General features: G+C 32.8%; 11 protein-coding genes. All 11 read left to right on the top strand.

What is annotated here, in order from left to right:
- Positions 1-4: 4 nt before the first annotated feature.
- The 11 genes from ILT06_RS19715 to ILT06_RS19665 all read left to right on the top strand — a co-directional run bounded on the left by ILT06_RS19715 (position 5) and on the right by ILT06_RS19665 (position 12,650).
- Positions 5-214 carry a DUF6366 family protein gene (locus ILT06_RS19715; RefSeq protein ID WP_064474235.1) on the top strand — a complete coding sequence of 70 codons (210 nt, stop codon included), beginning with the start codon at positions 5-7 and terminating at the stop codon, positions 212-214.
- A gap of 213 nt (positions 215-427) precedes the next feature.
- Positions 428-2,734 carry a glycoside hydrolase gene (locus ILT06_RS19710; RefSeq protein WP_064474234.1) on the top strand — a complete coding sequence of 769 codons (2,307 nt, stop codon included), beginning with the start codon at positions 428-430 and terminating at the stop codon, positions 2,732-2,734.
- A 283-nt stretch (positions 2,735-3,017) separates the two neighbouring features.
- The gene (locus ILT06_RS19705; protein ID WP_000093639.1) at positions 3,018-4,019 is read left to right on the top strand and encodes an LCP family protein; all 1,002 of its coding nucleotides are present in this window, start codon (positions 3,018-3,020) and stop codon (positions 4,017-4,019) included.
- Between the two features lie 164 nt (positions 4,020-4,183).
- Positions 4,184-5,431, top strand: coding sequence for a hypothetical protein (locus tag ILT06_RS19700; RefSeq protein ID WP_222655391.1), 1,248 nt, complete (start codon positions 4,184-4,186; stop codon positions 5,429-5,431).
- A gap of 13 nt (positions 5,432-5,444) precedes the next feature.
- Positions 5,445-6,134 (top strand): response regulator transcription factor, encoded by a 690-nt coding sequence (locus ILT06_RS19695; protein ID WP_064474232.1) that lies wholly within the window; start codon positions 5,445-5,447, stop codon positions 6,132-6,134.
- Positions 6,131-7,492 carry a sensor histidine kinase gene (locus tag ILT06_RS19690; protein ID WP_222655390.1) on the top strand — a complete coding sequence of 454 codons (1,362 nt, stop codon included), beginning with the start codon at positions 6,131-6,133 and terminating at the stop codon, positions 7,490-7,492. Before ILT06_RS19695 ends, ILT06_RS19690 begins: the two co-directional genes overlap by 4 nt.
- A 101-nt stretch (positions 7,493-7,593) precedes the next feature.
- Positions 7,594-8,415: a peptidoglycan-N-acetylglucosamine deacetylase gene (locus tag ILT06_RS19685; RefSeq protein WP_222655389.1), complete on the top strand. Its 822-nt coding sequence runs from the start codon at positions 7,594-7,596 to the stop codon at positions 8,413-8,415.
- 14 nt (positions 8,416-8,429) lie between these two features.
- A complete protein-coding gene (locus ILT06_RS19680) occupies positions 8,430-9,086 on the top strand; it encodes a YkyA family protein (RefSeq protein ID WP_064474229.1) in 657 nt (218 codons plus the stop codon).
- Positions 9,087-9,245: 159 nt separating this feature from the next.
- The gene (locus tag ILT06_RS19675; protein ID WP_000119503.1) at positions 9,246-9,926 is read left to right on the top strand and encodes an MgtC/SapB family protein; all 681 of its coding nucleotides are present in this window, start codon (positions 9,246-9,248) and stop codon (positions 9,924-9,926) included.
- A gap of 95 nt (positions 9,927-10,021) precedes the next feature.
- Positions 10,022-10,543 (top strand): GNAT family N-acetyltransferase, encoded by a 522-nt coding sequence (locus ILT06_RS19670; protein ID WP_222655388.1) that lies wholly within the window; start codon positions 10,022-10,024, stop codon positions 10,541-10,543.
- A gap of 298 nt (positions 10,544-10,841) precedes the next feature.
- Positions 10,842-12,650, top strand: coding sequence for an IucA/IucC family protein (locus tag ILT06_RS19665; protein WP_098102688.1), 1,809 nt, complete (start codon positions 10,842-10,844; stop codon positions 12,648-12,650).
- The last annotated feature ends 30 nt before the right edge of the window (positions 12,651-12,680 follow it).

Below are 12,680 nucleotides of genomic sequence, written 5' to 3'. Positions count from 1 at the left end.
TTATATGAATAAAGAGTCACCAGAAGAAAAAAGAGAACGTGTAAGGCAAAGTGAATTGAAAAATAATCCTACCGGTTCTTTACATGATGGACTCAACAGAGCTGAAACAGGTAGTCCAGTTGATATGGCGGGTGGTATGAATTGGAAAGGTACAGCGCTAGTAATTTTAGTGCTAGTTTTAGGGTATATTATATACACTTATTTTTTTAGTTAAGAAATGCATGTTAAAGCTTCGAATTATTTGCTTTTATATTTAGTGGAGATGAAAAAACACGGTTATTGTACTACATATACTTTAAGCAGATTATAGGTGTTCATACACATTTATTTATAATACTCAAAATAGAGCTAGCATTATGCTGGTTCTATTTTTTTGCCACATTCCTGTAACAAAGCTCCTGTATATTCAGTGGTGGAGGTGCAGAAGATGAAAAAAATGATAGCAATATGTCTTCTTACAACGATGCCATTTTCGACTTTAGTCGGGTGTGATGTAAAAGGTAGCAATACTGTACAAGAGTCTAAGGTAAAGAAAGCGACCTATAAAGAGTTCACTTACGATGTAAATCCAGAGACTTTCACGTTAACTGTAGAACATGATGGTGTAAAGGAACAGGCATCACAGCCGTTACCGAAAATGAAGGTGTCGAATGTAAAAAAAGACAAGGGTCGCACATCTTGGGAATATCCAGATCAAAAAGTAAAAGTGAATCTAGAAAAGAAAAAAGATCACTTAAATATTGAAGTGGAATCGACTGGTGCAGAAAGTTTTACATGGCCGAAAGTACAAGCTGAAAATTATACACTTCCGTTATGGGAAGGAAAGCAAATTCCGAGTAATGATGAAAATTGGAAGAAGTTTTTAAAGGATGATGCATATTCATTTGCTGAATCATTTTCTATGAAGTTTTTTGCGTTAAATGGTTCGAAATATTCCATTGTATATATTGCGAACAATATGTTTAATAATGAATTGAAATTTCATTCCGATCCGAAAATAGGATTTGATTTTATACATGAATTCCCGCGTATAAATAAAAATAAAGCATATGGATTTCAATTATATGTGACAAATAATGATGCAGTCAGTATTGCTAAACTGTATAAGGATAATATTGCTCAAAAAGGTGAATTTAAAACATTACAAGAAAAAGCTAGAAAAAATAAAGAGATTGAAAAACTTTATGGTGCGGCTCATTTTTATTTTTGGAATCAAAATGGTTTGTCTGACAGTAACATAAATTGGCCGAAGATAAGAGAACAAATAAATAGTCCTGTGTTTAGTCATATAAAAGGGCTTATTCAAAAGAATAGTTCGGAGCCTGGAGAACTGAGTGTGTTTGAGCAAGTAAGTAAACAAGATTTCATTGATAAGTACCAAAAAAATGTTATTTTGCGTTATGTAAATGAAGTATTATCAATGAAGGAATTGTATAAAAAGGATATTTTCCAAAATGTTGATCAGAAGGCTAGTGAGTTATTAAACAAAGGGGTAGATCACTTATCGAAGATGGAGTTATATAACTTAAATAAGCATGTATTAAAGTCGGCGCTCGGTGATGCGGTTGAAGAAGTAAGTAAATGGGGTAAGGCAGATGGAACGGATATTATAAAGGAAATGAAAGAATCAGGAATAGACAATGCATGGATTGGGCTACCGAACTGGGAACAAGGGTATATGCAGCCTGATTTCGTGACAGAAGCTAAGAAAATAGGATATTTAGTTGGTCCGTATGATTCTTATCATTCTATTCACGAAAAAGCTGATAAAAATTGGAATACAGCTTCTTTTCAGGATTCATCGCTATATGAAGAGGCAACTGTGACGAAGAAAAATGGAGAAAAAGTGCAAGGATTTTTAGGTAGAGGGCGAAAATTAAATCCAACTTTATCTCTTCCTAGTGTAAAAGAGCGAATGAACGAGATATTACAAAATGGACCTAAATATAATTCATGGTTTATTGATTGTGATGCAACAGGTGAAATTTATGATGATTATTCGGCCAAACATATAACGACACAAGAACAAGATTTAAAAGCAAGGTTGCAACGAATGGATTATATTGCGCAAGAAAAAGGTATGGTAGTTGGCTCAGAAGGCGGAAATGACTTTGCAAGTAGCACGATTGCATTTGCTCACGGCATTGAAACGCCTGTTATTAAATGGGACGATGAAGATATGAGGAAAAATAAAACAAGTCCGTATTATGTGGGCGGATATTGGTCGCCGAATCAAAATGTTCCAGAAAAATATGCAAAACAAGTACCGTTAAAAGAAGAATATAAACAAGTATATTTAAATCCAGTATATTCGGTACCGTTATATAAATTAGTATACAACGATTCTGTAATTACAACGCACCACTGGGAATGGGGAAGTTTGAAAGTAAAAGATGAGGTAGGAAACCGAATGTTATATGAGTTATTGTATAATGTGCCTCCGTTGTACCATTTAGATGAAGTAGAGTGGAATAAACATAAACAAGAAATTACGCAGCATCTAAAAGTTTGGAATGAAGTTCATGAAAAGGCAGTAAAAGAAGAAATGACGAACTTTGCATATTTGTCAGAAGATAAATTAGTCCAATCTGCCTCATATGGAAAAGATATTAAAATTATTGTGAATTTCTCAAATGAAGAGATAGAAATAGATAAGGTGAAACTAAAAGCAAAATCCGCTTTCATTTATAATCATGGGAAGAAAACAATGTATACACCGTTCGAGAAAAAATAAAATGCAATGTATTGTTGCATTGCTGATTTTTTAGGTGAAAATTGAAGGATTCGAAACGGATAAATTTATAAATCTGTAATTTCGGATGTTGCGAAGTGTTAAATATTTGAAGTTGGAAAATAGTGACTTGCCAAAAATAAGCACGAGAGTATAATGTGAAATGGAATACATATTGGATTCATCATGTAACCTTACAAAAATGTAAGGTGTTTGAAAGGAAATTCAATATGAAGAATACTAGACATACATTATACTAGGGAAAGAGAAAGAGAGGCGAATGAAGATGAGCTCTGAATTAGAACAAAATACGAGAAGTAATAAAAAACGTTCTAAAAGAAGGTCAATAAAATGGTTCATTTTAATTCCATTTTTCCTACTTATTTTTGGAGGAGTAGGATATGGATCATTAATATATAATAAAGCAAAAGCTGTTGTAAGTGATGCGTATGCACAAATTGATAAGTCATCGAAGCGTGATAAAGAAGTTGAACCTTTAAAGGATAACATTTCAATTTTAATCATGGGTGTAGATGGTAGTGAAATGCGAAAAAGTCAATATGGTGAAGCTGTTCGCACAGATGCACTTTTATTAGCAACAATTAATAAAGATGATAAATCAGTTAAATTAGTAAGTATTCCGCGTGATTCACGTGTATATATCCCATCTAGAAAGAAATTAGATAAAATTACACACGCACACGTATTTGGTGGTGTTGAAAGTACACGAGATACAGTGGAAAGATTTTTAAATGTTCCTGTTGATTATTATGTGAAGTTTAACTTTGAATCATTCGTACAAATTGTCGATTCACTTGGTGGTATTGATATTGATGTACCTGTTACTTTCACAGAGCAAGATAGTAAAGACCAAGCGGGTATGATTCATTTAGAAAAAGGCTTCCAACATTTAAATGGAGAACAAGCACTTGCACTTGCAAGAACGCGTAAAATTGATAGTGACGCAATGCGTGGACAAAGACAACAACTTGTAATAGAAGCAATTGCAAAAAAAGCGATGTCTGTGCAATCAATTAGCAAAATGGGCTCTTTACTTGATGCGGTTGATAAAAATATGAAAACGAACTTAACTTTCGATGATATGCTTGCAATTACAAAAAATATGGCAGGATCTAATTTGGAAATGGAAAAAATGCAAATAGAAGGTACGGATAAACGTATCGGAGGTATTTATTATTACATTCCAAACGAAAAAAACGTAAAAGATATTTCGAAAAAATTAAATGAGCATTTAGGTGTAACGCCAAAACCAGTTCGAAATGAATAATAAAAAAAGATTGGCTTTCGCCAATCTTTTTTTATCGGAATGGATTTGTAACTTTTCTGTAACGATTTTTTATTTTAGAAAAATTATACTCATATGTATGAGAATATTGGAGAAGCAAAAAGTAAAGAGAAATAATGAAAATCTGTAATAAGGAAAGATATCATATGCAGAAATGGATAGGCATTATGGGAATCATTTTTATGTTGACTGGATGTAAAATGTCTGAAGCTCCAACAAGTTTAATGAGTGCTCCCGCCAATGAAAAATGGATTAATGAACTAAAAGAGCAAATAGATAAAGATTTGCCTGTTAATTATCGATTGCTTACTCCAATGTCTAATAAAGATAAACAGATGATTTGGTCAATGGATTTTAAACAAGATAATAAGAAAGAAGCCATCTTATTTTATAAATTACCGAATGAAGATCATAGCGTATATTTAGCTGTCTATGAAGAATTTGGAAATGGCTGGAAAGTAAAGTCCACGCATAGATTTGATGGTGGAGATGTAGATATCGTTGAAGTCGGTGATTTTACAGGGAACGGGAAGCGAGAGTTATTAATCGGAATTTCTGTAAGTCGTGAATCGTTAGAACATGTTATGTATGTTTTTTCGGAAGAAAATGAAGATATGAAGGAAATATATAATCGAAGTTATACGAAGTTATTCATAGAGGATTTAAATAAAAATGGACTGAAAGATATAAGCCTTGTTACGTATGAAAAAGATGAGAAGTTGACAGTTGAGTTTATGGAACAATTTAAAACTTTATCTGAAGCATCATTCGATCCATTTATAAATAGCATTCAAAGAATACAAATGGGCCGCATTTCTGAATCACTAAAGGCGGTTGTAATTGACGCAGGTGTTGGCGCTCATTCAGGGATAACATATGTAGCAAAATTTGATAAGGGTCATTATGAGGTATTGCCTATAGATGGGAAAGAAGATTTGTTCAATGAATATGTTGTAGAAAGTAAAGATGTTAATGAAGACGGCATTATTGAATTTGTTCGTACAGTGCGTCCGCAAGGTTGGGAAGATAAATCACATGGTGATAGTCCGCTTTTTGAACGTTACATACAGTGGAGTGAATCTGGAATTAAACCAATTGAAGAAAGATATATCGATATAGAAAAAGGATATTATGTGAAAATTCCTGAAGAGTTAATTGGAAAAATTACGATAGCAGATGAGCAAAAGGAATCAAATTCTCAAAAGTTTTTGGAGACAAGTACAAATGAACTATGGCTTGAAGTCCATATATTTAAGCGGAAAGAATGGTTCAAAATAAAAGGATACGAAGCAACAGTTAAAACAGCTTCTCACGTATATGCTGTACCGAAACAATCACATTTTGAAAAAGTGAAAGCATATGTAAAACCGCTAGCGGATTATCAACAAGAGTAGGGAGGTGGAAATTATGCCAACAATTTTAGTTTTAGAAGATGAAATGCCTATTCGTAGTTTTATCGTCTTGAATTTGAAACGTGCTGGATTTTATGTGTTAGAAGCTAGTACGGGAGAAGAGGCGTTACAGATTTTATGTGAACATACTGTTGATGTAGCATTACTTGATGTAATGTTACCAGGAATTGATGGTTTTCAAGTTTGTAAATCCATCCGGGAAGAAAATAAGAAAATAGGTATTATTATGTTAAGCGCACGCGTACAAAATGAAGATAAAGTACAAGGACTAGGAATTGGTGCAGATGATTATATCGCAAAGCCGTTTAGTCCAGTGGAACTAACTGCACGTATACAATCGTTACTAAGAAGAATAGAAGTACATGATGAAAAAGCGAATACGATCATATCTGGCCCGTTTTCGTTAAATGTTATAGAAGAAAGATTATATAAAAGTGGACAGTTAGTTGATTTAACCCCTACAGAGTATATGATATTACAGTATTTGATGAATCAGGCTTCAAAGCCGGTTTCACGTGATGAAATTTTAAATATGATTTGGGGAACGAATTATGTAGGTGAGACGAAAGTAGTAGATGTAAATATGAGGCGGTTACGCCAAAAGATAGAATGTAATCCATCAGAACCTGAATTTATTCTTACTGTGTGGGGAAAAGGATATGTGTGGAAGGAAAGTATAAGATGAAAAGAAAAGTGACTTTATATTTTATGACGGTCATTATACTTATGCTTGTATTATTTGAAGTCGTATTTTCAGTCTCCATTTATCGATATTATTATAATGGTATTGTGCAATATATAGAATCTCATGCGAAGACAAGTACACGATTTTTCTCTGAATACAATTCCCTATACTTTATTCGTTTGCAAGAATACAGCGGGGATATAATTGAGAGCTTTCAGTTAGAAGGAACTGAATTACAATTAATTGATCGACATGGTACGATTATACAATCGTCAAGTGGACAAAAGGTAGAAGGTAAAGTAGTTATTCCGTATTCGTTACTAGAAGGAGAAATGTATCATCAAGTGACTGCTACGAAAGAAAATGTGAAACAATTAGAAGTGATTAGTCCACTTATTCATCAAGGACAAACGATAGGTGTTTTGAAATATACGACTGTTTTAACGAGTGTAAATGCAAAGATTATTGAAATTATTATGTTTACTATTTCAGTTGGAATTGTCATTTCTGGTATCGTATTCTTAATCAGTAGACGATTAGCGAATTCGTTTGTTAAACCTATCGAATCTATTATTCATGCTTCTTCACAAATTGCAGAAGGTACATTAAAGAAGAAAATTAAAGAAGATTATCCAGGTGAATTAGGTGAGTTAGCATATAGTTTAAATCATATGTCTAATAAAATAGAAAAAGCGGAACAGATGAAAAATGAATTCATTGCTTCTATTTCTCATGAAATACGAACGCCTTTAACTGGAATTAAAGGTTGGAGTGAGACGTTAAAAACGGTAGATCATTTAACAGAAGAAGAGATAAAGCAAGGCATGGGAATTATTTCAGGTGAGACAGACCGATTGATTCATTTAGTAGAAGAATTGCTAGATTTTTCAAGATTACAATCAAATCATTTTAATTTATATAAACAAAATGTACAAATGTACGATATACTAGAGGAGACGATTTGGCAATTAACTCCAAACGCTGAAGAGAAACAAATTCAATTTATTAATACGATAGAAAGAATTGAATTGATGGGAGATCGAAATAGGCTAAAGCAAATTTTCTTGAATATCGTTCAAAATGCTATTAAATATTCACATGAAAAAGGTACAATTCATATTGAAGCGACTAAAAATGAAGGACAAGCAGTGATCAAGGTGAAAGACGAAGGGATTGGAATTGCTAAAGAGCATTTACCGTATATAGAACAGTCATTTTACCAGATTAATAACAATGCTACAGGTGCAGGTCTCGGTTTAGCCATCGTTAAAAAAATGATAGAGCTTCATGGAGGCACACTTAATTTTATAAGTAAAGAAGGAATAGGAACAACCATTTTGATAAAACTCCCACTATAATACATATATAGGTCTGTTTATATAGTGTAATAAAATAAATAGATGTATAATTATATTGGGTGATTTATATATAAGATTAATAGGGAGAGGAATTCGATAGAATGGAAAAAGCTTTTAAAATTAAACGAGTAGTAGTCGTTTTAATAGCGATTGCAGCAGTAGCTATTGGGTATTTCATGTTTCAATCCATTACTTCACCAGCAAAGGCTGTTGCAAAACAAGAAAACGTAGTACAGCTTGCAAGTGAACAACCGAAAGTAGAAATGAATAAAACGGCACCAAGTCGTTTTAATGGAAAAGAAAGAAAAGTTGCTTATCTTACATTTGATGATGGCCCAGGGAAATATACGGCTGAATTGTTAAATATGTTAAAACAGCATGATGCGAAGGCGACGTTCTTTTTAATTGGAGCGAATGTAAAAGAATTTCCGGATATAGTGAAACGTGAAAATGCAGAGGGTCATTATGTAGGTATGCATAGTATGACACATAATTTTGCGAAGTTATATAAAAATGGCGAGTATGTAAATGAAATGAAAGAAAATCAAAGCTTAATCGCAAATATTATTGGAAAATCACCTAAATTAACACGTCCACCATACGGTTCGAAGCCTGGATTAAATGAAGGTCTTCGAAATAAAGTGGTAGAGGGCGGTTTTAAAGTATGGGATTGGACAATTGATTCATTAGATTGGAAATATAACAAAATGCAAGTTGATGCAGCGGCAGCACAAATTGCTCAAAACGTATTAACAAATGCAACAAAACCACAGGAAGTTATTTTAATGCATGACATTCACCCACAATCAGTTGCTGCTGTGCCAGCAATTTTAAAAGGGTTAAAAGAAAAGGGTTATGAGTTTGAAGCTTATCATGAAGAGAGTCACTTCCCAGTGAATCTCTGGCATGATAACCGTATGTAATGGAGGAATGAACGTTGAAGTATGGAAAAGTAGCAGTAGTTGGAGCACTATCAGTAGGACTATTAACAGGTTGTTTCGGTGAAAAACCAGAAGAAAATCTATACACAGCTTTTGAAACAGCAGCGACACAAGAAAAATCATTAGTTGATGAAGCGAAGAAATTAGAGAAATTAGAGAATGAAGGTCAAGAGCTATATTCTCAAATTTTACAAGAAGGTAAAGATCATAATGACGCTGTTATGAAGAAAATAGAGCAAGCTACTGCAAATGTAGATGACCGTGAAAAAGTATTGAAAAATGAGAAAGAAATGCTAGAAAAAGCTCAGAAAGAAACAAAATCTGTTCAAGGAAATATAGAGAAGCTTGAAGATAAGAAGTTACAAAAACAAGCGAAAGCGGTAGAAGAGTCGTATAAAAAACGTTATGATGCATTCCAAAAGATGAATGAAAATTATACGAAGGCGTTAGCGACTGAAAAAGAACTGTATGAAAAATTAAAAGTAAAAGAAACGAAATTAAAAGAGATTGGTGAAAAAGTTAAGGCTGTTAATGAATTAACTGTGGAAGCACAAAAATCAAAAGAGCAATTTAACAATTTTACAAAAGAGTATAATGACAGTAAATTAGCATTCTACAAAGATGCAGAGATTAAGATTAAAGATCAGAAATAAAGAAGAATCTTAAGCATAATAAAAAGCCGGAGAAACATCGTTACAAATGTTTTTTCGGTTTTTTACGTTGAATGAATAGAAAAGACTGGAATTGATATCATAAAAGAGTTATAGTGAATTATTCCAAGGGGAATATTGTAAAGTAAGGAGAATGGAAATATGTCATATGAATTTTTACTCAAATTAGGTTTAGCACTCTTTTTAGGATTATTCATCGGGATAGATAGGCAGCTAAAGAATAAACCGCTTGGTGTGAAAACAAGTATGGTTATTTCTGTAGCAAGTTGTTTAATTACGATGGTTTCAATTGAAGCCGTACATGTATATTCTGTTCCAGGGCATACAAATATGGATCCAATGCGTCTAGCTGCTCAAATTGTGAGTGGGATTGGTTTTCTTGGGGCAGGTGTTATTTTACGAAGAAGTAATGATGTTATTTCTGGATTAACGACAGCTTCTATGGTGTGGGCTGCTTCAGCTTTAGGTATAGCAATTGGGGCAGGCTTTTATTTACAAGCGACGGTTGCAATGATTTTAATTATTTTAGCAATTAACGTACTTCCACAACTTGTGAAAATTGCAGGTCCGTATTCATTAAGACAAAAAGATTTATCTATAAAAATTACTGTAAAAGAGCATCATGAGTTAGATGGTATATTTAAGCAAATTAAAAATTTAGGTATGCATGTGAAACGCGTGAAAATTAAAGATATAGATAGTGGAGCATTTCAGCAACTGGAAATGGTTATTTTAGCTCCAGAAGATTTATATACAACAGAGTTATATAGTTCCCTGAAAGAGATTGATCGTGTTGTTTCAGTTGAAGTGGAAAGTAGATAATTGTGATAAAAAAGAGTGAAGTGCATTCACTCTTTTTTATTTGGATTTTTAAGGGAAAAAATTGATATAATGATGAATAACAAGGGGGAGAAATGATGGAAATACATATTAGAAGAGCGATAAAAGATGATATACGAGGTATAGCAAAGGTGCATGTTGATAGCTGGAAAACAACGTATAAAGGGATATTTGCTGACGAATTTTTAGAAAATATAACATATGAGCAACGAGAAAAACAATGGGAAAACATTTTTCAACAAGAAGATAAATACCAATATAGATTTGTAGCAGAGACGTCAGATGAAACAATAATCGGATTCATTGACGGGGGAGTGGAAAGAAGTGGTGCATATAATTGTGATGGGGAATTATATGCGATCTACCTTTTACAAGAGTATCAAGGAATGAAAATAGGACAAAAGTTATTTCAATCTCTATTATCAGAATGTATAAATAATGATATGCAATCACTTTTAGTATGGGTTGTTACGAATAATCCTTCTAAAAATTTTTATGAAAAATTTAATCCAGAAAAAATTGATACAAAATTTTTAGAGCGAGTACAGGTAGAAGAGACAGCCTATTGTTGGAGAGATATAAATAATATTATTATGTAAACTTATTCTTTGAAAGAGGTATGCCAATTAAGGTATATCTCTTTTGTTTAACTATTTTGGATGGATTACTAATGAAAAATAGTAAGTATGTAGTTTGAAATTGAGTATTTTTTTCGTGAATTTTTAACTAGATTAAAGAAAAGAGAGAAAACAAGAAAAATTAAATTAGATAAAAAAATTCTGAAATATACTATTGAATTGAATATCGTTATCAATTAGAATCATAATTGATAACGATATTCAATTGTTGTTTATTATATAAAATTTCGATAGCTTTAATATAAAGAGGAGGACCAATATGCAGCATGCGAAACAAATCGCAGAACATGCAACATTACAAAGTTTTTTAAACTGTTATTTAAGAGAAACAGGGAGTGGAGAATGGATTACAGAGGATGAAAAAATGAAAAGTATCTTCAGTAATACGTTGAATAGAGATATAGTCCCCACATATTTATATTGTCGGCTATCGGCACAACACATTACTTTGTATGGAGAAGTTATATATAAATCAGCAACAGATCGCCATTTGTTTGGAGAACAATTTTATTATCAAATGGGAGAAAATAAGAATGTTATAAAAGCAGATTATGTTACAGTTATTACGTTCTTAATAAAAGAGATGTCTATCAACTACGGAGAAGGGACGAATCCTGCTGAACTTATGCTTCGAGTTATCCGTAGTTGTCAAAATATTGAAGAATTTACAAGGGAGAGAATAGAAGATACATCTGCATTATACGGTTTCCATACATCCTTTATAGAAGCGGAGCAATCTTTATTATTTGGACATTTAACGCATCCAACTCCAAAGAGTAGACAAGGTATTTTGGAATGGAAAAGTGCCATGTATTCTCCAGAATTAAAAGGAGAATGTCAGCTTCATTATTTTAGGGCACATAAAAGTATAGTAAATGAAAAATCATTATTGTTAGATTCTACAACAATAATTCTAAAAGAAGAGTTACGTAATGATGAGATGGTTAGTAAAGAATTTATATCGAAGTATTGTAATGAAGATGAATATTCATTACTTCCAATTCATCCGCTTCAGGCAGAATGGCTATTACACCAATCATACGTACAGGATTGGATAGATCAAGGAGTACTTGAATATATCGGTCCTGTCGGTAAGTATTATATGGCAACATCATCACTTAGGACGTTATATCATCCCCAATCAAAATATATGCTTAAGTTTTCATTTCCAGTAAAAGTAACAAATTCAATGCGTATTAATAAATTGAAGGAACTAGAGAGTGGTCTTGAAGGAAAGGAAATGCTAAATACAGCAATTGGTGAAGTGTTAGAGAAGTTTCCAGGTTTTGATTTTATTTGTGATCCAGCATTTATTACATTAAATTACGGGGCAAAAGAATCTGGATTTGAAGTAATTATACGAGAGAATCCTTTTTATGGTGAACATGCAAATGACGCTACTTTAATTGCTGGATTAGTGCAAGATGCTATACCTGGGGAACGTACTCGTTTATCGAATATTATTCATCGACTAGCAGATTTAGAAGGTAGAAGCTGTGAAGAAGTAAGTTTAGATTGGTTTAGACGATATATGAATATTTCTTTAAAGCCGATGGTATGGATGTACTTACGTTATGGTGTTGCATTAGAAGCGCATCAGCAAAATAGCGTTGTTCAGCTAAAGAATGGTTATCCGGTCAAATATTATTTCCGTGATAATCAAGGGTTTTATTTCTGTAATTCAATGAAAGAGATGCTTAATAATGAGTTGGCTGGCATTGGAGAGCGTACTGGAAATTTATATGACGATTATATTGTAGATGAGAGATTTCGTTACTACTTAATTTTCAATCATATGTTTGGTCTCATTAACGGTTTTGGCACAGCAGGATTAATTAAGGAGGAAATTCTTCTCTCTGAATTAAGGTCTGTACTTGAATCGTTCCTTCCGTATAACCGTGAACCTTCTACCTTTTTAAGAGAATTGTTAGAAGAGCATAAGTTGGCATGTAAAGCAAATTTATTAACGAGATTTTTCGATGTCGATGAGTTAAGTAATCCTTTAGAACAAGCAATTTACGTACAGGTACAGAATCCGCTCGTTAGAGAAGTGGCTGTACGTTCATAAATAACGTTAAAATTTCACGTAATACAAATA

Origin of the sequence: Bacillus sp. 17RED48 (genome assembly GCF_019837545.1) — a bacterium.
GTDB classification, from domain to species: domain Bacteria; phylum Bacillota; class Bacilli; order Bacillales; family Bacillaceae_G; genus Bacillus_A; species Bacillus_A wiedmannii.
Note: the sequence above shows the minus strand (reverse complement) of the source record. Positions and strands in the feature narration are given on the sequence as shown.